25 protein-coding genes and 1 riboswitch are annotated in these 23831 nt (G+C 45.5%); of the genes, 12 read left to right on the top strand and 13 right to left on the bottom strand.

What is annotated here, in order from left to right:
* Positions 1-95: 95 nt before the first annotated feature.
* The 5 genes from QUA88_RS20775 to QUA88_RS20755 all read right to left on the bottom strand — a co-directional run bounded on the left by QUA88_RS20775 (position 96) and on the right by QUA88_RS20755 (position 7549).
* Entirely contained in the window at positions 96-2681 is a 2586-nt protein-coding gene (locus QUA88_RS20775; RefSeq protein WP_333273553.1) for a PAS domain S-box protein, read from the bottom strand.
* A 131-nt stretch (positions 2682-2812) separates the two neighbouring features.
* The gene (locus QUA88_RS20770) at positions 2813-3088 is read right to left on the bottom strand and encodes a hypothetical protein (protein ID WP_333212169.1); all 276 of its coding nucleotides are present in this window, start codon (positions 3086-3088) and stop codon (positions 2813-2815) included.
* Positions 3089-3632: 544 nt separating this feature from the next.
* Complete coding sequence (locus QUA88_RS20765) at positions 3633-5771, bottom strand: ATP-binding protein (protein WP_333055977.1); 2139 nt, start codon at positions 5769-5771, stop codon at positions 3633-3635.
* Between the two features lie 147 nt (positions 5772-5918).
* Positions 5919-6263, bottom strand: a complete 345-nt coding sequence (locus QUA88_RS20760; RefSeq protein WP_333056031.1) for a slr1659 superfamily regulator — start codon at positions 6261-6263, stop codon at positions 5919-5921.
* A 17-nt stretch (positions 6264-6280) separates the two neighbouring features.
* The gene (locus QUA88_RS20755) at positions 6281-7549 is read right to left on the bottom strand and encodes a transposase (RefSeq protein ID WP_333055976.1); all 1269 of its coding nucleotides are present in this window, start codon (positions 7547-7549) and stop codon (positions 6281-6283) included.
* A gap of 553 nt (positions 7550-8102) precedes the next feature.
* On the opposite strand from QUA88_RS20755, the gene cynS reads away from it, so the two are divergent.
* The 7 genes from cynS to QUA88_RS20720 all read left to right on the top strand — a co-directional run bounded on the left by cynS (position 8103) and on the right by QUA88_RS20720 (position 14959).
* Positions 8103-8546 (top strand): cyanase, encoded by a 444-nt coding sequence (cynS, locus tag QUA88_RS20750; RefSeq protein WP_333055975.1) that lies wholly within the window; start codon positions 8103-8105, stop codon positions 8544-8546.
* A gap of 359 nt (positions 8547-8905) precedes the next feature.
* Positions 8906-10285: an ATP-dependent protease ATP-binding subunit ClpX gene (clpX, locus tag QUA88_RS20745; RefSeq protein WP_333055974.1), complete on the top strand. Its 1380-nt coding sequence runs from the start codon at positions 8906-8908 to the stop codon at positions 10283-10285.
* Between the two features lie 148 nt (positions 10286-10433).
* A riboswitch (cobalamin riboswitch) is annotated at positions 10434-10580 on the top strand.
* 22 nt (positions 10581-10602) lie between these two features.
* Complete coding sequence (locus QUA88_RS20740; protein WP_332960812.1) at positions 10603-11013, top strand: DUF1636 domain-containing protein; 411 nt, start codon at positions 10603-10605, stop codon at positions 11011-11013.
* A gap of 266 nt (positions 11014-11279) precedes the next feature.
* Positions 11280-12314, top strand: a complete 1035-nt coding sequence (gene cobW, locus QUA88_RS20735; RefSeq protein WP_333055973.1) for a cobalamin biosynthesis protein CobW — start codon at positions 11280-11282, stop codon at positions 12312-12314.
* Positions 12315-12552: 238 nt separating this feature from the next.
* On the top strand, positions 12553-13524 hold the full coding sequence (locus QUA88_RS20730; protein ID WP_333055972.1) for a GTP-binding protein: 972 nt from the start codon (positions 12553-12555) through the stop codon (positions 13522-13524).
* A 98-nt stretch (positions 13525-13622) separates the two neighbouring features.
* On the top strand, positions 13623-13868 hold the full coding sequence (locus tag QUA88_RS20725) for a hypothetical protein (protein ID WP_333273547.1): 246 nt from the start codon (positions 13623-13625) through the stop codon (positions 13866-13868).
* Complete coding sequence (locus QUA88_RS20720; protein WP_333055970.1) at positions 13853-14959, top strand: WD40 domain-containing protein; 1107 nt, start codon at positions 13853-13855, stop codon at positions 14957-14959. The genes QUA88_RS20725 and QUA88_RS20720 overlap by 16 nt, the downstream gene beginning before the upstream one ends.
* 158 nt (positions 14960-15117) lie before the next feature.
* Here the strand turns inward: QUA88_RS20720 and QUA88_RS20715 are convergent, their stop codons facing one another.
* Positions 15118-15954, bottom strand: a complete 837-nt coding sequence (locus QUA88_RS20715) for a metal ABC transporter permease (protein ID WP_333055969.1) — start codon at positions 15952-15954, stop codon at positions 15118-15120.
* A 256-nt stretch (positions 15955-16210) separates the two neighbouring features.
* Positions 16211-16930 carry a metal ABC transporter ATP-binding protein gene (locus tag QUA88_RS20710; RefSeq protein ID WP_333055968.1) on the bottom strand — a complete coding sequence of 240 codons (720 nt, stop codon included), beginning with the start codon at positions 16928-16930 and terminating at the stop codon, positions 16211-16213.
* Between the two features lie 66 nt (positions 16931-16996).
* On the opposite strand from QUA88_RS20710, the gene QUA88_RS20705 reads away from it, so the two are divergent.
* Positions 16997-18097 carry a metal ABC transporter solute-binding protein, Zn/Mn family gene (locus QUA88_RS20705; protein WP_333055967.1) on the top strand — a complete coding sequence of 367 codons (1101 nt, stop codon included), beginning with the start codon at positions 16997-16999 and terminating at the stop codon, positions 18095-18097.
* 113 nt (positions 18098-18210) lie between these two features.
* Here the strand turns inward: QUA88_RS20705 and QUA88_RS20700 are convergent, their stop codons facing one another.
* From QUA88_RS20700 to QUA88_RS20690, 3 genes are all read right to left on the bottom strand, one after another.
* A complete protein-coding gene (locus QUA88_RS20700) occupies positions 18211-18471 on the bottom strand; it encodes a DUF7219 family protein (protein ID WP_333055966.1) in 261 nt (86 codons plus the stop codon).
* Between the two features lie 289 nt (positions 18472-18760).
* On the bottom strand, positions 18761-18928 hold the full coding sequence (locus QUA88_RS20695) for a metallothionein (RefSeq protein WP_333055965.1): 168 nt from the start codon (positions 18926-18928) through the stop codon (positions 18761-18763).
* A 163-nt stretch (positions 18929-19091) separates the two neighbouring features.
* On the bottom strand, positions 19092-20261 hold the full coding sequence (locus QUA88_RS20690; protein ID WP_333056030.1) for an RNA-guided endonuclease TnpB family protein: 1170 nt from the start codon (positions 20259-20261) through the stop codon (positions 19092-19094).
* Between the two features lie 128 nt (positions 20262-20389).
* On the opposite strand from QUA88_RS20690, the gene QUA88_RS20685 reads away from it, so the two are divergent.
* Positions 20390-20797 carry a metalloregulator ArsR/SmtB family transcription factor gene (locus tag QUA88_RS20685; RefSeq protein ID WP_333056029.1) on the top strand — a complete coding sequence of 136 codons (408 nt, stop codon included), beginning with the start codon at positions 20390-20392 and terminating at the stop codon, positions 20795-20797.
* Between the two features lie 2 nt (positions 20798-20799).
* Here QUA88_RS20685 and QUA88_RS20680 read toward each other — a convergent pair whose 3' ends face one another.
* The 3 genes from QUA88_RS20680 to QUA88_RS20670 form a co-directional block, all read right to left on the bottom strand.
* The gene (locus tag QUA88_RS20680; protein WP_333055964.1) at positions 20800-21000 is read right to left on the bottom strand and encodes a heavy-metal-associated domain-containing protein; all 201 of its coding nucleotides are present in this window, start codon (positions 20998-21000) and stop codon (positions 20800-20802) included.
* Between the two features lie 306 nt (positions 21001-21306).
* Positions 21307-22158, bottom strand: a complete 852-nt coding sequence (gene aroF / locus QUA88_RS20675) for a 3-deoxy-7-phosphoheptulonate synthase (RefSeq protein WP_333212182.1) — start codon at positions 22156-22158, stop codon at positions 21307-21309.
* 142 nt (positions 22159-22300) lie between these two features.
* Positions 22301-22513 carry a hypothetical protein gene (locus QUA88_RS20670; protein ID WP_333055962.1) on the bottom strand — a complete coding sequence of 71 codons (213 nt, stop codon included), beginning with the start codon at positions 22511-22513 and terminating at the stop codon, positions 22301-22303.
* 227 nt (positions 22514-22740) lie between these two features.
* Here QUA88_RS20670 and QUA88_RS20665 point away from each other — a divergent pair, with 227 nt between their 5' ends.
* From QUA88_RS20665 to QUA88_RS20655, 3 genes are all read left to right on the top strand, one after another.
* Positions 22741-22956 carry a plasmid partition protein ParG gene (locus tag QUA88_RS20665; protein ID WP_333055961.1) on the top strand — a complete coding sequence of 72 codons (216 nt, stop codon included), beginning with the start codon at positions 22741-22743 and terminating at the stop codon, positions 22954-22956.
* A 204-nt stretch (positions 22957-23160) separates the two neighbouring features.
* Positions 23161-23376, top strand: coding sequence for a hypothetical protein (locus tag QUA88_RS20660; RefSeq protein WP_190739384.1), 216 nt, complete (start codon positions 23161-23163; stop codon positions 23374-23376).
* Positions 23366-23773 carry a hypothetical protein gene (locus QUA88_RS20655; protein WP_333055959.1) on the top strand — a complete coding sequence of 136 codons (408 nt, stop codon included), beginning with the start codon at positions 23366-23368 and terminating at the stop codon, positions 23771-23773. Before QUA88_RS20660 ends, QUA88_RS20655 begins: the two co-directional genes overlap by 11 nt.
* Positions 23774-23831: the final 58 nt, after the last annotated feature.

Raw genomic sequence — 23831 nt, 5'->3', positions numbered from 1 at the left:
GCCCGTCCTTTTTGGACGGGCGGGACGCCCATCCCACTTTCAAGAGTGGAAGTTATTTAATTCTCATTCCTAAACATCCTACCTTTAAAGTTGTTTTATTTTCCGTCTTGGCTAATAGGTTGCTTCGGCCAAGTAAACCGAAAAGTTGCTCCCTCACCTTCGGCAGATTCTAGGGAAATAGTGCCCCCTTGACCTTCGACAATTTTTTTCACCAGCGACAAACCAATCCCAGTATTTTCAACTTTATCACGAGCTTCCAAGGTCTGAAAAATCACAAAAACTTTATCGTGATATTGAGGATCAATTCCCGGCCCGTCATCCTCTACAGAAAACTCGTAAAAATCATCTAACTCTTTAACCGATATGTTTACGTGACCCGATTCAGCTCGGTTGTGCTTAATTGCGTTGCTAATTAAATTAGAAAAAACCTGCTGCAACAGCAATCTTTCTGCCACAAAAGTTGGCATTTCCGGTTCAACTTTCACCTCAAATCCAGACGGCGGCGCCAACGAATCAATAATTTCGGCTAATAAATTCTCAACTTTTACCATTTCCGAAGGCACTTGAATCCGTCCGACGCGGGAATATTGCAGCAGTCCCTCAATCAAACCTTCCATGCGGTAAACTCTGCCCCGCAGCAGGTTCATTTGGTGCAGAGTATCCTCTGTCATCGACTCGCTGAGGTCTTCTTCTATCCAACTGCTGAGATTGGCGATCGCCCTGAGTGGCGCTTTCAAATCGTGAGAAACTACATAAGCAAACTGGTCTAATTCTTGATTCCGCTTTCTTAAAACATTCGTCGTTTGAGCCAGATTTTGGGCTGTTAACCTCAATTCTTGAGCGCGCAACCGCAGCGATTCCTGCGCTTGTTTGCGATCCCTAATATCTTCAACCACACTCATCAAAAATTGAGTGCCATTTTCTTCTCGCAGCAGCGAAACCGTCAAGTTTGCCCACACCAACTCTCCGTCTTTGCGGATGTAGCGCTTTTCCAAAGAGAAATTTTCAATTTCTCCTGCTAACAATTGGCGCACAAGTTCCTGTTCACTTGCCAAATCTCCAGGCCAAGTAATCTCCTGAAATCTTTTCTCCAGCAATTCTTGCCTGCTGTAGCCCAAAATATCGCAAAGTTTTTGATTGACTAACAGAAATTTGCCTTCCACACTCGCTTGCACCATGCCGACTGCCGCCTGCTCAAAAGTAGCGCGAAACCGCTGGGCGCTTTGGGCTAAAGCAATTTCTGAGCGTTTGCGATCGCTAATATCGTTGCTGATTTCCAAAATAGCGATCGGTCGATCTTGCTCGTCGCGCTGCAAAGTCCACCGGCTGGCCACCGTTATTTTTGTCCCGTCTTTCTTAGTTCGCACCAGTTCTCCTTGCCAAGAACCCTTCTCGAAAAATACTTTTTGAATTGCCTCAAAAGGTTGAACCCATTCTGTTTGTAAAAGCTTGTGAATATTTTTTCCTACTGCTTGCGACTTCCGCCACCCGTAGAGCCACTTGGCCCCTAAATTCCAATAAGAAATCGCTCCATTCAAGTCTAGTACCGCGATCGTATCGTTGGCCAAATCCAGCATTTGCGCTTGCTTTCGCAGAGTTTCCTCGGCTTGTTTGCGTCCTCTGGCATCGCGGCAAATCGCAATAAACAAGTGTTGATTTGCCAGACGCATTTCGCTGATAGCTAAATCCATCGGAAACTTAGTTCCGTCGTGGCGAATTCCAACTGTTTCTTGTTGGTAAGTCTTCAGCGTAGTATCTGGATGTAACACAAAATATTCGATCGAATAATCCCCCACGGTGCTGTAAGGCTGGGGTTGAGCTATCAGTCGCCGCAAGTTAGAGCCAATTATTCGATCGGCTTTCTCGCCAAAAATCTTTTCTGCTGCCCTATTAAAAGACTCAATATTTCCCCGTGCGTCCAAAGTGATAATCCCGTCAGCCGCATTGTCTACCACAGCTTGAATGCGACTTTTACTTTCTTCCAAGCCTGCTTCCCGCTTCCTTAATTCCTTCTCTAAACCATCAAATAAATACCAGGAAGCCCCGGCACCAAAACAGCCGCAAAGCAAACCAGCAACTTGCACAAAATTAGTGAAATCTATCAAACCCCGTCTTTGCCGATCTAGAGCTTTCTGGTAGGCTTCGCCTGCATTAGCAAACACATTAATTTTTGCACGCAGGTTATCCCTCCTCAATTTGCCTTGAGTGAACACCTCAATTATTTCCGGCGACGGCACGCTTGTTGCCGAACTGTCGAGCTTATTCAAAGTGTTTTGCAAGAAATTTATATGCTGTTCGGTACTTTTTTTGATATCTTCAAATCGCTGAGCTTGCAGTGTATTTTCTTGAACCATAACCTTGAGTTCAGCCAGCAGCGGAGGCAAACTCTTCTTGGCTTCTAAGTAGGGTGAGAGAAATGCGCGGCGCTTCGTCAACCCGTAACCTCGAATGCCCGTTTCCGCATCTACCACGAGGGTTAACAAGCGGTTAGTTTCCTGAAGTATTGCCCTATTAGTATCTGCTCGTTCTCTTATCTGTATGGTAATCTGCCGGAGGCGTGCAATTGCTAGCAGTGAAGCAAACAGAAAAATAATGGGGATAGCAACGATGATTGTTCCCCGCTGGCGAATTGGTCGGTCTGTCCATACAAAGTGGAGGCAGCGATCGAGCAAATACTTCACGAATATTGAAGGAGAAAGTTTGCTGCCAGTATATCGCTTTTTGGTCGTTTAGGCTATGGATAAGTTTGTTTTGTTTAGTTGGGCGAGCGTTGGGGACTAACCGTGGAAACTAGATTAGACCCCTGCTATAGCTACCTGCTGACACTAACAGCAGATTTTTTGGCACGGTGTTTAAACGGAGGCAGGGAGAAAGAAAGGACTTTTTTCGACACCGAGACAGCAGGCGAAGCAGAAAGGATCGTTTCTGTTTTACCTTCGTTTTCGCCTTCGGCTTCTGCTTTTAAACTAGAGTCTGTTTCGCCAGTGTTTGGAACACTTGTAACTACAGTAGTCCACCTGCCTGTAGCCGGATCGCGATAACAAGTAAAAGGGTTTATTTTTAGCGGTTGACTGCAAGGTTTAATCATGTAGATGCACTCCTTTGATTCTGAGAAATTGTGCATTGCTTTCAGCAGCAATGCTATCTCGCCCGTAGAAGCAGTATGAAGGCAAAAAGCAGAATTGTGTTTCTGCGTCCAGAGACTTTTGAAACTTCCTGATTTCCTGTTAAATTTTGCCTTCTACTGCTTCGCGACCATAGCATTACTTTTACCAAATTGCCTTTCTGGAAGCAACCCCCCACCGCCTTAATTAGGTTGAGGTGGGACTTGTGAATGCAGCGAGGCCCCCGATCGTGCCTGCAGGACAATCTTGGAATAATATAGGTATTCTAGGCTGAAAAAAAATGCTACTGTGTGATCGACAACAGAGGTCGATCGCGATCGGTGTCACAATTAAAAAGGGAATGGGTAATTGGTAATGGGTAATTGGTAATTGGAAAATTGGTAATGGGGAAATTATTCCATCTTTTGCCATCCGTTAAATCCGTTAAATCCGGTACACAATTTCGGGAAAAATTCCCACCCGTTAAATCCCTTAAATCCCCTACATTGCTAGTTGCCCAACTTGTTTCTAACTAATATCAACTTTTGCATTTAAATGCACCGTAAAAGTAGAGCCAACATCCAACTCACTCTCAACAGTAATATCGCCGCCCATCATCTGGCAAAACAAGCGACTAATGGCCAATCCTAAACCGGTGCCGCCGTACTTGCGAGTAGTCGAAGCGTCCCCTTGAATAAAAGGTTGAAACAAACCCTGCTGCTGTTCGGCCGACATTCCAATCCCCGTATCAGATACCTGTAAATAAACCCAATCGCTGTCGCCTGCGGGTTCGCGAGTCGCGCTCAACAGCACCGTTCCACCTTCGGTAAACTTCAGGGCATTCGAGAGCAAATTGAACAGAATTTGCCGGACTTTAGTCAAATCTGCATACATCACTCCCAAATTTTCAGAGCAAGAAACTTGCAATTGATTGTGATTTTTTTCGACCAAAGGGTGCAAAGTAGCAACAACTTCTTCTATTAAATTACAGAGGTCAAATTTTTCTAAATAAAGCTCCATCCGACCGGCTTCTATCTTAGAAAGGTCTAGAATATCGTTAATTAAAGTCAGCAAGTGTTTGCCGGCGTTATAAATTTTTTGGGTATCGGGAATGATTTCTTCGAGTCCCGATTCCCGTGCTTCTTCTTGTAGCATTTCGCTGTAACCGATAATCGCGTTGAGCGGTGTCCGCAGCTCGTGGCTCATATTGGCTAAAAAAGTGCTTTTAGCTCTCGAAGCTGCTTCAGCTTTGTGTAAGGCTTCTTGCAAGGCTATTTCGGCTCTTTTGCGCTCGGCAATTTCGATGCGGAGCAGTTTATTGGCGGTGGTGAGTTGAGCGGTGCGCTGATCGACGGTCATTTCTAGCTGTGCTTTGGCTTTGGAAAGGGCTTCCTGAGCCCGCTGGCGCTCAAATCCTTCGATCGCCAGTGCTACCAAATTTGCCAAAGAATCAGCGAAGGTGCGCTCCTCCAGAGCCCACTGGCGGGGCGCGCCGATATGTTCGAGAGAGAGAATGCCCACGATCTGGCCACCGAGCCTAATTGCTACATTTAATATGGATGAATTCGGCTTGCTGGCATTTGGCAGCACACCGGAATGTTCGGCGAGGGAAGATGAGTGGGACAAATTTGTTTGTAGAGAGTTTTGAGTCTTTGTCGTAGGTTCTAAACCATTGTCCGATCGCAAATTTTCGCGCGGTGCGTCGCCTTCAACATCTAAAATTGATAAATTTAAATCGCTTGCCGATATGCACTCCCGGCTCAAATGATTCTCCTGGGTGCGATCGTACACGTCGAGACAAACTAATTTGAGGTTGGGGATTTTAAACTTAGAATGATTAACTCCCTCGTGTTGCTCTGGGGCAGCGGTATCTGTCTCGATTGCCTCTGTTTGGTTGTGGGCGAGTAATCTCTCAGTAAAATTTAGCTGGGGATCGCTGGGGTAGCGATTTCCAAATCTTCCATGGTTGTAAAGCCAGACGCTGACTTTTTCGACATCCAAAGTCCGGGCTGCAGCCTCGGTAATTTCGCGAATTCCCACATTCAGCGCACCGCTGTTGAGAGTCCTCTGCCTACCTAGCTGCAACAAAGCCAAACTCTGGCGGCGGAGGCGCTTTTCGCTCTCTTGGAGGGTTTGTTCTGCTTCCTTGCGCTGGGTGAGGTCGTACAAGGCGCACAATGCCGTCGGCTGGCCGTTAAACACCAGCGACTGAACCGAGATCATGGCCCAGAAAGCGGTGCCGTCTGATTTTTTACAGTGGAGTTCGTAGTTTTGCAGGTATCCCTCTTTAGCAAGTGCCTCAAGTACCTTTGGGCGATCGGCGGGGTTGAAGTAAAAGTCTGGAGTGCTGCAGCCGATCAATTTTTCTAGAGGTATGCTCAGGAGAGAAGCCAATTGAGCGTTCGCATACATAATCAAGCCGTCACAGAGGCGAGAAACTAATATCGGCACGGGAGTTGCCGAGGCGATCGCCCGAAACTGCTCTTCGCTGGAACGCAGCGCCAACTGAGCTTTGCTCAGCAAGTGAGCTTCCATCGTATCTGAATGTTCGGTGGTAGTCTCCAGCAAAAGTTCTAGGTCAACCTTTTCGCGCTTCAAGTTTTCAAGTTCCGCACTCAGCCGCTGAACGTCGAAAAGTAGCTGTTCTGTCGATGGTTCTTCCTGCATAGCAATTGAAAATTGGTAAATTTTAGTCGGTTCTGAAGTTTTTTATGGTTTTGTGCTAGTTTAACTATGACTTATTCCGATTAACTTCAGCCACCCCGATCCTGGTTCGCGGACTTAGCCGGGGATTACTGTCTACCTTTTTCGCTATTATTCCAATTCTAAGTGCAAGGAAGGCATCAGCCGCTGCAAGTTTTTCAGGGATTTTATCTGCCAGGGGATCTGTTTAGAACCTTTGATGGCGATTTGAATATTTTTTTGCTGGCGCACTTTGATCACAAATTTTGAGAGAATATTAATTCCAGAACTATTTAAAAATTCTAGCTTTCGCAAGTCTAGAGTCACCGTGTTTGGGCAGGAGTCAGCCACTTCGTTGAGCAGATCGACGATCGGTGCGTATTCTTCCACCTGGCTGAGTCGGAACGACCCGCTACAGGTGACTGTTTGCGTAGTGCGATCGTACTGGATCGTGTAATCTTTGGTCTGAATCTCCATAGCTGGTAAAAGTATAGTCATTTATAGGCATGGGAGGCTTCAAGTCCCTCCCCCTTCACTTTTACTTTGAGCGGATTAACCCGCCTCGGCTGAACTACGCAGCTCCCTATCCCATCGCTGAAGGCATTTGGGATTGCTTTTCTGAGGATGTTGTACGAAGCGTTGATATCAGAATTAATTAACTGACCAGTCGATGTTTTGTACAAACCTCGCTTGAGCCGCTTACCAGTGAACACAGGCTCTTTATCAGTTTTTCCGTAAACAGGGATTGGGTCTAAGTCCAAAAAACTTGACCGCGACGTGTAGGATTCCTCCTGCACGATTACCTTAATTCCCGCCAACCAAGCTTTGTTTTCCAACATCTCAATTAGTCGAGCGTGAGGGAGACTGACAAAGTTTTGGTTGGTTTGCTTCCCTAGATAAATTCCAGTTTTCCACTGTGCATTCTTGCCAATTACTAGCGTCCCAATCTGCTTGGCCGTTAAAATGTCAATAATTAGGCGGCTGGCATGATGTAAGTAATTGTCAACTTTCTGATTGCGACAGCGAGTTAAGCGCTGAATCCGGGGTGAAGTTTTGCGATTCCCTTTCAACTGGGATTGTAATCGTGAACAGCGTTTGTTGTAGAACTGGTTAATCGATTTTAATGGTCGCCCGTTAATCAACAAAGGGATAAATCCCGGCTGATTTGAAGTTAACGCCACTAAATTATCCAGTCCTAAATCAATACTAGCTACAGAGTTGGCATTGCCAAGGGTGGACTCCGCTTCATCATAAATCACCTCAATTACATAGGAATCACATTTCGGAACCAGTCTAACTTGACAAATCTGGTTGGGATTGAGTTGGGTTTTAATTGAAAGTTCAGTGCCGGAAAGTTTAATGATTCCTTTCTTCAACTGTTTGCTGCTAATTGCTTGAATCGTGTAGACGAGAAGGTTTCGCCCTTTAGTCTTATCTTTGTACTTTGGCAATTTTGGGCTACCCGTGAATCTTGAAGAGTCAGCTTTGTAAGCTTTAATGGCTTCAAAAAACGATTTCCAATTCTTGTCTAGCACCATTAAGATTTGCTGACTTACTTTAGCAGGCAAAGCCTTATATGCTTCGTGAGACTTCATCAATCGGTTCATTTCGTTGTAATTGACATAACCCCATCCATAAATAAAGCTCTGACGAATGACGTAATTGGCGGCATTGTAGAGGTTTTTGGACTTGAAAGCTAGTTCGTCTATTTGGGCGAAACGGTGTGACGTTGATTTAATGATGTGCCTCTGTGTTAGTTGCATTTGAGAGTTGCGTTTTTTGGGCGATGCGTATTCCTTGTTCAACACTCACAACAATAGAATACCATTATTGTTTATAATTGCTTATAAACTCAATGAAGTTTTACAATACTTTTGTCAGTTGCCGATTTTGAGTGGTAAAGGGGCTTTGGCTGCGTGAGCGAGGATTGAGCTTCAGGCTAGCACGATCAAAATTCACCCGTTTGCCGAATGCCGAAGGCCTTGGCGTGTGTAACTTTTGTTACATATACTGCCAACTGTACGATTGCCCCTGGGCAGTTAGGAGTTATTTTAGGATTTAGCGGTTGTGATACGAGTTGGCAAAAATAATGCAACTGTTGACTAGCTCTCAACCCTGGTAGTCATCAGTCATTGCCAATCTAACATTTCCAATCTCAAATCTCAAATTGTATGAGTTGTGGGGGTAGACGAGACCAGCTTTTGCTGAAGTTCCGAGCTATCAATTTGATTTTTTTTATCAATTTGGTATTGACAAAATCCCCAAAATGTGAGACATATTGCACATCTGGCACTGAAGTGAAGGGGAGAATATTTAATGGCAATTTCAGGAATTACAGAAAAGCTTTTGGCTGCTAAAAAAGCTAAGGGAATTAGTTTTGCAGATTTGGAAAAAGTTTTGGGGCGCGACGAAGTTTGGATTGCGGCGGTTCTTTACCGTCAAGCTACCGCATCAGCAGATGAAGCCGAGAAAATTGTATCGGCTTTGGGACTAGATAGCGAGACGGCTGCGGTTCTCTGTGAACCTCCGTTAAAAGGTTCTTTGGAATCCTCGGTTCCGGTTGACCCGCTGATTTATCGTTTCTATGAAATTATGCAGGTTTACGGGATGCCACTCAAAGCAGTGATTCACGAAAAATTTGGTGACGGGATTATGAGCGCGATCGACTTTACTTTGGATGTCGAGAAAGAAGCAGACCCAAAAGGCGATCGAGTGAAAATAATTATGTCGGGAAAATTTTTGGAATACAAAAAATGGTAAGCCCGTGCGGCTTTATTTTCAAGTGAAAATGAAAAATTAAAATTGGCTCCCATGACTCATGACTAATCACTAAAGCCTCAAAAGTGTTAACTTAGAAACAGAGATCGCGAAGCTTGACTGCGCCAAAAAACCGAGACAAGCCCCCGACTTAAGTCGTGCAGAGCCCCAAATTTTAGACCCTAGTTCAGCTCCAAAATTCATCTGTGGAGTAAATCTAAAATCTAAAATCTAAAATCTAAAATCGACTGACTGGCTTGGGTGTCCGATCGGGAAACCCCTCTAGGGCACAGCTAAGGTAACTCCCGCGGCAACTTCCCCAGTCGAAACAAGCAACCGCAACCGTAAAGTAAGAGGCAAATATGTCAAAATATGACTCCCATCTCAGATGCTCCTTTTGCGGCAAGTCGCAAGAGTACGTCCGCAAGTTAATAGCTGGGCCCGGCGTCTACATTTGCGATGAATGCGTGGAACTGTGCAATGAAATTTTAGAGGAGGAGTTCTTTGACTCCAGTAAAACAATTGGCCAACAGATTCCCCAATCAGAGGTGCGAGAGTCTCAGGGACAAGGAACCAGGCGCCCAGGTCGATCGAATAAATCGAAAATTGTTTTAGGTCAAATTCCGAAACCAACAGAGATTAAGCAGCATTTAGACAACCACGTCATCGGCCAGCACTCAGCAAAAAAAGTCCTTTCTGTAGCAGTTTATAACCACTACAAGCGCTTGAGCGTTGACCAAGTAAAAGATAGCGACAAGTCTTCCCCTGACAGCGATGTAGAATTGCAAAAATCCAACATCCTGCTAGTAGGACCCACAGGTTGTGGCAAAACTTTGTTAGCGCAAAGTTTGGCGCAAATGCTCGAAGTTCCGTTTGCCGTAGCTGATGCGACGACACTGACAGAAGCTGGATATGTCGGCGACGATGTAGAAAATATCTTGCTGCGGCTGTTGCAAATGTCCGATTTTGATGTGGAAGCGGCGCAGCGGGGCATTATTTATATTGATGAAATTGACAAGATTGCTCGCAAAAGCGAAAACACTTCGATCACTAGAGATGTATCGGGAGAAGGAGTGCAGCAAGCGCTGCTAAAAATGTTGGAAGGAACAGTGGTTAACGTGCCCCCGCAAGGCGGCCGCAAACATCCTTACCAAGATTTTATTCAAGTTGACACTAGCAAAATTCTATTTATTTGTGGCGGTGCTTTTGTCGGTTTGGAAAAAATAGTTGAACAGCGTTTGGGTAAAAAATCCTTGGGCTTTATTCAGCCAACAGAAAGCGACACCAACTCAACTTTGCCGGCGAAGGATAAGCGGGCCGCTGATATTTTGCAGCAGGTACAGCCGGACGATTTAGTCAAGTTTGGTTTAATTCCTGAGTTTGTGGGGCGGATACCGGTGGTGACGGTGATTTCGCCCCTGGATGAAGCAGCTTTGATGCAGATATTGACCGAGCCCCGGAATGCGCTGGTGAAGCAGTATCAAAAGCTGTTGAAGATGGACAGCGTGGAGTTGGAATTCCAGCCGGAAGCGCTACGGGCGATCGCCCAAGAGGCCTATCGTCGTAAAACTGGCGCGAGAGCTCTCCGCAGCATTTTAGAAGAGTTAATGCTGGATGTGATGTACGAGTTGCCTTCTCGCAAGGATGTGGCTAACTGTATGATTACTCCTGAAATGGTCGAGAAGCGATCGACTGCTGAATTGCTGTGGCATCCCGCATGGCGGCAGCACGAAACTGCATAATTTGTAATCTGTAGGGTGCTTGTGGCGCATCCTACAAACTACTAAACCAGCCCCCAGATTTATCCCTGGGCTCGCTTTCTCCCATCTAAAATCTAAAATCTAAAATCTAAAATCTAAAATCTAAAATCGATTGGCGGTAAGTGCGGTATGATGTGATTTCGCGATCGGTTCTAGCGGGGAGCAGCCGTTAGAGGAAACGGGGAAAGTTCGGTGCAAGTCCGGCGCTGTCCCGCAACTGTAATGAAACCCTTGGGGTTTCTCAAGTCAGAATGCCCGCCGATATATAACTCACTTTTGAACGCATCTGCGAGGTACGGATGATGGATGGAATTAACACGGCTGTACGCACAAAGCACAGTCTATTTGTTTGCACTGCTTGCGCTAGTGTTTGGAAAAACGGCAAGCGCGAAGGTAAAAGCGGCGGTCAACAATTTATGGAAAATTTGTCGCAACTCGCTAAAGATTGGGAGTTTTCTGATAAGTTTGAGATTCAAGAGGTTGAGTGCATGAGTGCTTGTAGTCACTCTTGTGCGGTGTCTTTTGCTGCTGTTGGAAAGTACACTTATCTGTTTGGCGATTTACCAGCAAATGAGTCGGAAAGCGTCGAGGCGGTACTCGAATGCGCGGGTCAATACTATGCTAAACCAGACGGTTTGTTGCCTTGGTCTGAGCGTCCTCAAGCTCTGAAAAAAGGTGTTTTAGCAAAGATTCCACCACTACCAAATTAGAGTTTTTCTCCTTACCATGCTCGGCCCATCGGCGATAACTAAGACCACCAATCCGCCAGGGACTTAAGTCCCTGGCTAATAGCGAAAGTCCTCTAAAGAGGACTGAGAATAAAAAATTTAAACTCATTAGTCCTCTTGAGAGGACTTTCGCTTTGAGGCAGGGGTTTAAACCCCTGCCGGAATGTCGGTTTAACGAGTTTCCTGTCAGCAATTGACTGACCCAAAATTGAAAGATATTCAATCACAGTACAACAACTAAATTATCAATGCACAAAATTCCTGTTACTGTCATCACTGGTTTTCTTGGTAGCGGTAAAACTACCTTAATTCGCCACTTATTGCAAAATAATCAAGGTCGCCGCATTGCTGTTCTGGTTAACGAATTTGGCGAAATCGGAATTGACGGAGAACTGCTGCGCGATTGCCAAGTTTGCGACGAAGAAGAAAATGTCAGCAGCAATATTGTTGAACTAACAAATGGTTGTCTTTGCTGCACTGTTCAAGAGGAATTCTTGCCCACTATGCAGGAATTGTTGAAGCGTAGAGAGCAAATAGATTGTATCTTAATTGAGACTTCGGGCCTCGCACTTCCTAAACCTTTGATTCAAGCTTTTCGCTGGCCGGAAATTCGCACGGGTGCTACTGTAGACGGTGTGGTTGCTGTTGTCGATTGCGAAGCTATTGCTAGCGGTTCTTTTGTCGGTGATATCGATGCTTTGATGGCACAGCGGCAGGCTGATGATAGTTTAGATCACGAAACTCCGATCGAGGAATTGTTTGAAGACCAGTTAGCCTGTGCCGATATGGTACTTTTAACGAAGGTCGATCGCGTAGATGTGGAAACTCACAAGAAAGTCCAAAGCTGGTTGCAGCAAGAGTTACGTCCGAGTGTGAAAATTGTGCCCTGCAAAGGTGGCGAAATTAACCCGGATGTGTTAATGGGATTTAATGCGGCGGTTGAGGATGATTTGGAGTCTCGCCCAAGTCACCACGACACTGAGGAGGAACACGAGCACGATGATGATATTAACTCGACTTACTTTATTGCCGATCGCGAATTTGAACCTGAAGCTTTGGTGAAAAAACTGCAATCCTTGATGCAGCAGGAGGAAATCTATCGGATTAAAGGGTTTGTGGCGGTTCCCAAGAAACCGATGAGGATGGTGTTGCAAGGTGTGGGCTCTCGGATAGAATATTTTTACGATCGCCCTTGGCAATCTTCCGAGATCCGTCAAACCAAATTAGTGCTGATCGGTCGAGAGTTAGAGCGCGATCGAATTGCAGCTATGATTAACAATTAATTGTCATCAGTCATTAGCCACACACGCTGACCTCAGAAACCGGGTTTCTTCCTATATTTCTCGTTCTTCCAAAACTCGTAGAAACCCGGTTTCTAGCCCTATGGGTAAGCCCTGAACCAAAGACTGCGTATTCCTGTAGTTAAAAACTCTTAACATTTTTTAATAAACTTGCTACTACCAGCAAGTTTGGTGTAAAATAACGATAATGGTTATCATTGTACACTAATCGAGGTCAAGTATGGTGAGTGCTGGGGCGATCGAATCAGTTCCTGTTACCGTTCTCACAGGCTATCTGGGTGCAGGCAAAACTACGCTACTGAACCGAATTTTAACAGAGGAACACGGCAAAAAAGTTGCAGTCATCGTCAACGAGTTCGGCGAAGTAGGCATCGACAACCAACTGATAATTGATGCCGACGAAGAAATTTTCGAGATGAACAACGGCTGCATTTGCTGTACAGTGCGAGGCGATTTAATTCGGATTATCGGCAACTTGATGAAGCGGCGAGACAAATTCGACCACATAGTCATCGAAACCACAGGTTTAGCCGACCCCGCACCCGTCATTCAGACATTTTTTGTAGACGAAGATATGCGGGACACATTACTGCTAGATGCAGTTGTCACCGTAGTCGATGCCAAGCACATCTGGCAGCACTGGGACGCAGACGAAGCTCAAGAGCAAATTGCATTCGCCGATGTAGTTTTGCTCAACAAAACAGATTTAGTGACTGAGGAAGAATTGGCAGAATTAGAAAAGCGAATTCGCGCCATGAATGCAATGGCAAAAATTTACCGTACTCACAACGCTGAATTACAAATGGATGCTTTGTTGGGCGTCAAAGCATTTGATTTAAACCGGGCATTAGAAATAGAACCCGACTTTTTGGGCGAAGACACTCACGAACACGACGAAACTGTTACCTCGGTAGCAATAGTAGAATCCGGCGCCATTGACGGCAACAAATTTAGCGATTGGGTCGGCGAATTGTTGCGAACTCAAGGCACGAATATCTTTCGGACAAAAGGCATTTTGAATATGGCTGGAGAAAACAACAGATTTGTGTTTCAAGGAGTGCATATGTTGTTCGATGGCAGACCGGATCGACCTTGGAAAGATACAGAAATTCCGAAAAATGAGCTTGTATTTATCGGTCGGAATTTAAACGAAAATCAATTGCGAGAGGATTTTCGTAAATGTCTGGTTTAACTGACATATTGAAGCATTTTCAATAAGCCTTTTAGCAACAGGCAAGATGCCTGTTCCACAAGAAGAGAATTCATCTCTTGTGGAAGGGAACAGGCAAGATGCCTGTTCCACAAGAAGAAAATTCATCTTTTGTGGAAGGGAACAGGCAAGATGCCTGTTCCACAAGAAGAGAATTCATCTTTTTGTGGAAGGGAACAGGCAAGATGCCTGTTCCACAAGATGAAAATTCATCTTTTGTGGAAGGGAACAGGCAAGATGCCTGTTCCACAAGAAGAGAATTCATCTCTTGTGGAACGGGCATCTTGCCCGTTCTTAAGAATAGTACAATATGTCAGATTCAATAAATATGGGTAACAAAAAGACAAATAAAAGTGAACTAACCCTGCAATTTCACGCTAAAAAAATGCTGTCTGACTACGTAACTGCTGTTACTTGGTCGCCGGATGGCAAAACTTTAGCAGTCTGTTCCGCTGCGGGCGAAGTGATGTTAGGGACTGTAGGGACAATGAATGAATTGTCCTTGCAACCGCTACAAACTGCTACGGGTAAATCAGCCGATTGCTTGTCTTTTTCACGCGACAGTCAATTCCTAGCTGCTGGCGGACAAGACGGACGGGTGCAAATTTGGCGCGTTAATTCTGGGGAATTAATTGCTAATTTGGACAACCAGCGCGTCTGGGTGGACAAGTTAGTTTGGAGTCCGAACTGCAATCAGTTAGCTTTTAGTATGGGCCGCTGCGTTCAAGTTTGGAATGCTGATGATGATGTTGTTGAAGTAACGCTGAATTTCGACTCATCATCTATCCTCGATTTAGCATGGCATCCTGTTGTTAAATATCTGGCAGTTAGCGGCTATCAAGGTGTCAAAGTTTGGGACGGCGAAGACTGGGACGAAGACCCGCACGTCTTGTCAGTACCGTCTGCAACAGGTGCAATTTCTTGGGATACGTCAGGGAAATATTTAGCTTGCGGTAATATTGACAACACCCTAATTGTTAATGAATGGGGCAGTTCTCAACCGTGGATAATGCAGGGTTTTCCGGGGAAAGTTCGGCAGTTAGCTTGGTCGGGTAAAACTAATTCTTTGGGTGCACCTTTGTTAGCTGCTTCGAGTTCTCAAGGCATTTCTGTCTGGGAAAGAGACGCTGATGAAAGAGTCGGTTGGGAAGGTTGGGCGTTAGAAGTGCATGAAAAAGTTGTAAATGCGATCGCCTTTCAACCTACCACATTTTTATTAGCTTCTGCAGCCGCAGATGGTCAAGTTTGTTTGTGGTATGAAGCAGAACAATTGCTGCAAATTCTCAAAGGTGCAGAGGGCGGTTTTTCCTGTCTCGCATGGCATCCCGAAGGCCAGTTTCTCGTGGCTGGCGGCTGTGGAGGCGAATTGCTGGTTTGGTCAAAGTCTATGCGTGGCAAAGGCTTCGGGGGGCGCTAAGTTCGCATAGGCGCCGGTTTGACCAAAACATAAACAATTGAAAACTTTAGGATTTACCCATGGATGCCGAGAAACCGGCTTTTTCGAGCGTCTACTTCGTTGCATACCGCATCGAGTAAAAAACCCGGTTTCTAAGCGTCGAAGTGCGTCCTGGAGTGTTATCCTCTCTTTCTTGTCAAAATCCCTTGACTGGGACTGAACAGCAAAGCTACTAAAAATAACCCAAAAACAACTAATACAATTGCCGCACCAGACGGCATATTCCAATAATAGCTGAGATACATACCAGTCACGCTAGCTGTAATCCCAATAATAGCTCCTAATCCCATCATTAAATGTAGCTCTTTTACCAACAAATACGCCGTCATTCCCGGCCCGATTAACAGCGAAATTACTAACAGCGCTCCCACGGTTTGCAAACTCGCAACAATCGTCAGCGTAATCGCCGAAATCATCCCCAAATAAATCCAGTTTACAGGCAAACCGCAGGCTTGCGCCCCCAGGGGGTCAAAAGTATAGAATAGCAGTTCTTTGTAAAAGATTTTAACGATCGCCAAAATAATCAAAGTTATCACAAAAGTCTGCTGCACGTCAGCAGGTGCAACTGACAATATATTCCCAAACAAAAACCCATCTAGGTCTAATTTTGTTGTCCGCAACAGGCTAATTAAGGTGACGCTAATTGCTAAAAATGTCGATAAAATTAATGCCATGACTGCATCAATTTTTAGGCGCGATTGGGATTGAATCCACGCCATAATCACGGCGCTGATAATTCCCGATATAAAGGCACCGATCGAAATATTGAAACCTAAAGAAAAAGCTACGGGCAATCCTGCTAATACTGAATGGGCAATCATGTCAACCATCATTCCCATTTGCTGTACAATTAGGTATGAACCGACAACGGCGCAGAGAATTCCTAGCAAAATGCCGACGGCGATCGCATTTCGCATGAACTCGAATTGTAGCGGCTCAATTAGTAGGTTTAACATTGAATTAGGTTAATAATAGGTTTTTTTTAACTACAATCAATTGCACAGGCGGGACGCCTGTGCCACAATCCACTTCACAGGCGGGACGCCTGTGCCACAATCCACTTCACAGGCGGGACGCCTGTCCCACAATCTACTTCACAGGCGGGACGCCTGTGCCACAATCAATTGCACAGGCGTCCCGCCTGTGCCACAATCAATTGCACAGGCGGGACGCCTGTGCCACAATCAATTTTAAAGATAAATCTTTTTTGGCTTACGCTGACACTAAACTTAAATCGTATCCATAGGCTTTTTGAATATTGGCTGCGGTGAGCACTTCCTGGCAGGAACCGCTCGCAATTAACTGCTTGTTGAGCAATAATAAATTGTCGTACTGTTTTAACGTTTCGCCTAAATCGTGACTGATTACTAGCAATGTTTTATTTTCTGCTTTTAGTTCGGCAAAAATATCGAAAATAATTTCTTCGGTTGCTTTGTCGATCGCGTTAAAAGGTTCGTCGAAGAAAAATAAATCGGCTTGTTGGGCGATCGACCTTGCTAAAAAAATCCGCTGTTGCTGTCCGCCAGACAGTTCGCCAATTTGTCGATCGCGCAAATCCCACATTCCCACCCGCAGCAAAGCGGCTTTGACCAATTCTTGGGACTGCTTCGAGGGGCTGCGAAACCAGCCAGTCTTAACGGTTCGCGCCATCATCACCGCATTCCACACCGTAATCGGATAATCCCAGTCAATTTGCGATCGCTGGGGCACATAAGCCACCCGCGATAACTGCTGCTTCAACAACCGCCCCTGATATTTCACCAAACCGCGACAAGCCGGGATCAATCCCAGCATCGCTTTCACCATCGTGCTTTTCCCCGCGCCGTTGGGGCCGAACACACCCGTTAATTGTCCGGGATCTAACTGGAAATTCACGCTGTTGAGGGCTGCAATTCCGCGATAATTGACAGCCAAGTCTTGCACTTCTAGCATAATTAGAGATTTTGAGAACGATTCTTGTTCGTAGCTACTACAATAGGATAACTCGAAAAAGCAATAATGATTATCGTTCCAAAGGTGAAAATGTTAAAGAACTTGCCTGGAAAAACCCGCAGATTTTGCGGTGCCACTGTTTTGGCAATTGGCTGCGGGCTGGTTGGCTGCAGTGGAGGACAGAACGCAACCAATCCGGTGTCAGAGAGTCCCGCCGCAACTCAAACTCCAGCCAGTCAGGCCGCCAACTTGCCCAAAGTCGTCGCCACGACTGGCGTTATCTGCAACCTAACTAGAGAAATCGCTCAAAGTTCGATCGACACCACCTGTCTAATCAAGCCGGGAGACGACCCCCACGCCTATCAAACTAAGCCGGAAGACCGCAAAGCGATTGAAACCGCAAATCTGATTTTATACGGCGGCTACAACCACGAACCCAGCATCATTAAGTTAATTGAATCTAGCAGTAATTCCGCACCCAAAATCGCCGTACACGAACTCGCAGTTCCCAAACCGCTGATAGGCGAACACGAGCACGAACACGGCGAAGAGAAAGCGGAAAATGAAGCCCATGCAGAAGGCGAAAAAGTCCCTGACCCTCACGTTTGGCATAACCCTCAAAATGGCATCCGTATGGTAGAAACAATTCGCGACCAATTGATCGAAGTTTCTCCCACCAATGCTCAACTTTATACAAAAAATGCAGCCGCCTTAACAGATGAGTTGCAAAAAGTAGATACTTGGATCAAAGCTCAAATTGCGACTATTCCAGCCCAAAAACGCAAGTTAGTAACAACTCACGATGCTCTGAGTTACTATGCCGATGCTTACGGTTTGGAGATGGCTGGAGCTTTACAGGGTGTGACGACAGAGGAACAGCCCACGGCCGCAAGAATTGCCGAATTGTCCTCAGAAATTAAGAGTACAGGAGTGCCGACTATTTTTGCCGAAACTACAACTAATCCGAAGTTGATGGAGACTGTGGCGAGGGAGGCAAATGTCAAAATTTGGGACAAGGAACTTTACAGCGACGAGTTGGGCGGCCCCGGCACCGGTGCTGATACTTATCAGGGAATGCTGAAAACTAATACTTGCACGATTATTTCTGGCCTCGGCGGCAATTGTACTTCCTTTGCAGGAGAAACTGCACCAAATCCCAAACCATAGACTTTCTAAAGTTCGCCTAGCAAGCACCTTACATTTGCTGGATACGCAGCAAAACGCAGCGTTTGCAATCGCAGGGGTTTTCGATTGCAAACGCTGCGTTGGCTGCGATGACTTTAAGGTGAATTTTGCTCCTCGGTACTGGGGGGGTTTTGGCCAATTCCCAATTGCTTCTTAGAGGATTTTAAGTCTTTCCAAAGCATCTTAATATCTTTATAGGCTTTCTCAGCACTAATTTTCCCCCCTGTTTCCAGCGAGCAAATATAAGTTATTTTTTGAGCAAACTCCTGCAAATTGGCATTAAACGCCAAGTTTTCTGGCGTGAAATCACCGTAGTAGCGATTGCGAGGATGTAAAAAATCTTCCCGCTCTTTCATTGCCCCCTCCTAATTTAACTTTTGGTATTCAACTTTTGGTTCGGTCTCTGCTGTTAATAGCACTATTTGTACTCTGTATCGCGGCGCCAACTTGCTTCTATTGTATTGCGTAAGTAGCAATTGTGCTTTTTCGCTCTGTATTTAGTCTATTAATGCAGTCTTAACCTTAAGTTAGCTTTATTTTAACTTTTCTTTAACCTAAAAGCAAAAAAATTGGGAAATGCGCGGTTCGCATCTCCCTTTAGAGATATTTGGCAGTGGGTGATTAACCTTTTCTGAAGCCGAATATTTATTTGTTGCACTCGCAGCCTGTATGGCCGCAGCCTTGGCCGTTGGGGTGTCCGTCAGCGCAAGCACTGGAACAATATGTTTTGCCGTCTTTTTCAATGGCTTCGCTGGGACTGACAACGCACGAACATGAAGGGCAGGCACATTTTGTTTGGGTGGCGGTAGTCATTTGAGCTTCTCCTGGTGGGGTTGTTTGTCTATACTTATATATGAACACATATTCAGATATAAGTCAAGGGAATGTAAAAGTTTTGTTACAAAAGGTTTGCCGATCGCACTAAAATGAAATTGGCATCCACCCCGCCCTGAAGTGCGGGGATTCCCAATCATCACTAATTGGGTTTCTGCTTCATAGCACCAGCCTTCCGAGACTTACTCTCTTCGGGTCTTACAGTTGCTCCACAGACTGAAACGGCTAGCCCAGCCGCCAAAATATTCTTTGCCGCATTGATATCGCGATCGTGGTTTGTCCCGCACTTAGGGCATTCCCATGCGCGAATATTCAAAGGCAATTTCTCAACAATGTGACCGCAGTTTCCACAGCGCTTAGAACTAGGAAACCAGCGGTCTATTTTTATTAAATTTCGCCCGTACCAATCGCACTTGTAGCTTAGTTGGCGAATCAGTTCACTCCAACTAGCGTCACTAATAGCCAGAGCTAACCTATGGTTCTTTACCATATTTTTGATAGCCAAATCCTCAACTACAATCGTTTGGTTTTCACGAACGAGTTGAGTCGTTAGCTTATGAAGAAAATCCTTACGCACATCGACTATCTGTGCGTGGACTTTTGCCACCTGTCTCCGGGCTTTCTCTCGATTGTTGCTTCCCGGATGTTTACGAGCTAAAGCTTTTTGCTTTCTTTTCAACTTTTTCCGAAGCTTTTTAAAAGGCTTGGGATTGGAGATTTTATCGCCGTCGCTAGTAGCAATCAAACTTGTAATTCCCACATCCAATCCGATAGTTTTATCTGTTCGGGGAAGTGGTTGGATTGTGTAGTCATCTACCAATATAGAGACAAACCAAAGTCCAGCGGGTGTTAATTTCACCGTAAGAGTAGAGGGAATGCACCCTTCAGGAATTTGTTTGCTCCAGCGAATAGGTAATGGCTCATTACATTTAGCCAAAAATACCTGCCCGTTTTTCCAGCGGAAGGCAGATTTGGTAAATTCAGCACTACCGCCGTTATGCTTTTTCTTGAAATTAGGATACTTGGCTCGTCCTGCAAAGAAATTGGTGAACGCTGTTTGGAGGTGGCGCAGTCCTTGTTGAAGAGGCACGCAGCTAACTTCATTCAAAAAATCAAGTTCTTCCTCTTTCTTCCAGTTCGTTAGCATAGAGGAAGTTTCGCCGTAGCCAACTCTTTCTTGGCGTTCGTACCAAGATTCTGTCCGGTAAGCCAAAGCCTTGTTGTACACTAACCGAGTACAACCCATTGTCCGTCGCAAGAGTTTTTCTTGCTCGGTGGTGGGGTAGATTCGGTAGCGATAGGCTTTTTCCATATCGTCACAGTCTAACACGTCTTTTGTGATAGAGTTGGCTGAGTGTTGTATATTTTTGTCAAGCCGTCCTATAAGGACGGGGTTTCCACCCAGTTTTTTTGATGAGAACTAAAACCAGCCTGGAAAAGATGTCACCCAACTCTGCTGTTAATGGAGCGATAAGTCAGCCTCACGAACAAAACGATACACCAACGTGCGATCCATCGCACCTAGTTGACTGTTGGCGGGTCGGGGACATCCAAACACAAGTTCTCAACACCGCAAAAGCCCAGCGGATGGCTGAGTTTTTCAGTCTTTTGGGAGATGCGAATCGCCTGCGGCTGCTGTCGGTTTTGGCAAAACAAGAACTGTGCGTGTGTGACTTAGCTGCGGCGTTGAGTATGAGTGAGTCAGCAGTATCGCACCAGTTGCGGGCATTGCGGGCGATGCGGTTGGTAAGTTACCGCAAGGTTGGGAGACAAGTTTTTTATAGTTTACTCGATCGCCACGTTTTTGAACTTTACCAAGCAGTCGCCGAACACTTAGACGAAACCTAATCTTATTCTCCTTGGATGGTGTGGCCCGTAGCTACCACAGCTTGTTTGATTGACTCATCAGAAGCTTGGGCTTCAACAGTAACAGTCTTAGCTGCGACATCCACATTGACAGTAGCTTCGGAGTCAACAGTTTTGATGGCTTTGGTAATTGTATCACCGCAGCCAGAACAGACGATCGAGGGAACCTTAAGTAGTATTGCCATAATAAAAGCCAAATATTGTAGATGACAGTGTTGATTGTGCTTTTATTTTAATCTAATTTCGCTTTCCCCGCAAAAGTGCGCCAGAATAAATTCTGACCCTACAAAAGCCAAGTCCTGCGGCGCCAACTAATGACTAAGGATATCATCTCCGATCGAGCGATTAAAAGGGCGGGTTTTTGAGATTGTTAATTATTGGCAGATATTGTGGGTGAACCCGCCCCTACCGTATTAGGGGTAATCGACCGGACATAATATGACTGATGACTGATGACTAATGACTGATGACTAATAACTAATAACTAATGACTAATGACTGATGACTAATGACTTAATATCTGGTATGCACCGGCCAACGGCGGCGGCTACAGGCCGTAAACTCGCAACTAAATCTACCATATCTGGTAAAGAAAGAGCTTGCCGCGCGTCAGAAACCGATTTTTCTGGTTGCGGGTGACATTCAATAATTAATCCGTCTGCACCGCAAGCAACCGCTGCTTTGGCGAGTGGTGCGACTAATTCTCGCTTGCCGACGGCGTGAGAAGGGTCTACAATTACTGGCAAATGAGTTAACTGTTTGAGGGCTACGACTGCACCTAAATCTAATACATTCCGGGTGTAATTGTCGAAGCTGCGGATGCCTCTTTCGCAGAGAACTACATGAGGATTTCCGTGACTGACAATGTATTCGGCGGCCATCACAAATTCTTCGATTGTGGCTGACAAGCCGCGTTTTAACAAAACTGGTTTTCCGGCTTGACCGATCGCCTTTAGTAACTCGAAGTTTTGCATATTCCGACTGCCTAATTGCAGCATATCAGCATAGGTGACAACTGGCTCAATTTGGGCGCTCGACATTACCTCTGTCACCACGGGCAAACCGTAACGCCGGCTGACATCGGCTAAAATTTCCAGTCCCTCAATTCCCATCCCTTGGAAAGAATAGGGAGAAGTGCGGGGTTTGTAGACTCCGCCTCGCAAAGCTTGCACGGAGGCGGCGGATAGTTGGCGGGCAACTGTTTCCATTTGTGCGGAACTTTCTACGGTACAGGGGCCACCGATGATTAATAATTCTGTGCCGCCGACTGAGACTGTTTCTGAAAGTTTGACAATTGTTTGGTGTTCGGGATGAGATTTGGTTACGAGTTTGGCTTCTAACATGAGGATATTTTCCAGCAAAATTAAGTGGGTGGTTGACAACAAAAAACCCGGAACTTTTAGGAGTTCCGGGTTCGTGCGAAAAGACAGCGCGACAATTTACCCAGAACTCTTGTTGGGCCAAAAATAAAAGCTGTAGTACCAGTTACTGAATAATGTCATTGCTGTTTTCGCTTGTACTCGATTGGTTGTTGGGGAAAGAAGTAGAAAAAACAAAACCGCAGGTGTTAATCTGCGGTTCGCCCGGATGTTCACAGTGAATTGCAAATTCACTCCGGGCGAACTTGGCTGTACCAAAAATAAAAATAGCTGTTGGCTGTGAACATAGCTGAAGTGCTGCGATTTGTGGATTAAACACAATACTATTCGACAAGCTAGCACAGGGAGACTGGGATGTCAAGCATTGTTTGCAAAATGTATGGAAACGGCAATGGCGTTTAACTCGGCGCGGTTGTCGTTTTTTGGCTATGTCTGTTATTATATCGATATAGGGACAAGGCGACAAGTCCTTATATCGACAAGCGACCCTATCCGATCGCGCGCCTGTGTGTCAGGCTAGACACATAGACAAATCGATATAGCGATATGGAAACTTTGACTACAAGTAAAACTGTGTCCGTAAAAATCTATCTACCTGAAGAGACAAGAGCCAAGTTCAAAGCATCTTGCGCCATGCGTAGCCTCAGCATGAATGAGGTTCTGTTGGAGTATATCGAAACTTGGTTACAGGAAAACGAACCCGTTTTAGAGCCAAAGCCCCAGCGCGTCAAGACGATCGCCAAAACTGAGGAAACACACTGATGACAAGCGAATTTCTTCATGTGGTAGCCGCCACGTGATTTATCTCGCGCAAATCAATCGAAAGCATCTCAAATCTCAAATCCTTGCGTCCCCCGAATTTATCTCGCGCAAGTCAATCCAAAATCCAAAATCTAAAATCTAAAATCGAATGACCGATCGACTATATCGAATAAATGGCATCCTCGAACCAACCGCGAGGGACAAATGCTGAGAGATTCAGACAACCCAGAGAAATCTTGGGAGGATTTAGAAGCGGAACTGCTTCCTCACCGTCCTTTTTATGCCCCCGGCGAGACTGAAATTGAAAAAGACCTTTATGCTAAGCGACGATGTGCTCAGCATAAAATGAAGGCTGAAAAACGCCCCGATATTGCAGGCCGTTCTTATTACTACTGCACGGAGACAAATAATGATGACTAACTCGAATTACCGACTGCTACCTGCCAGAGATGAGTATGTGCAAGTGTCTATCTATCTCAATCGGGTGCATTTAGACGGATATACGCCCGATCGCGCGATCGCACAATTGATCGAAATGGGTTATGCTCCTATTTTGCAATATCAGTGGAATCCAAAACGAAATGAGTTTGATTTATTTGCTCTGATTCACGATCGCCCGATCGCCGATTCACTGATGGATAAACAGGCTTGTGATGCTCTCTGGGCTGCTTTTAACCAATCTTCGCTTTACGTGATTGGTTGCGAGGCGGCGCAAAATTCTAACTGGCTAGCGGCACGCAGCTTTAATGATCCGCGCCGTCACGCTACGCCGGAGGAAATCGAGCCTCTGGAAGCAAATGCTACGGCCGCTGCTTAATATTTTAGTCCTGAGCGCAACTGGCACAAAAAAGGTATGTAGTTGCGTTTAAGCGCTC

It is taken from the genome of Microcoleus sp. D3_18_C2, from assembly GCF_036702395.1.
Taxonomy (GTDB): Bacteria; Cyanobacteriota; Cyanobacteriia; order Cyanobacteriales; family Microcoleaceae; genus Microcoleus.
The sequence above is the reverse complement of the archived record's forward strand: the minus strand, read 5'-3'. Positions and strand labels throughout refer to the sequence as shown.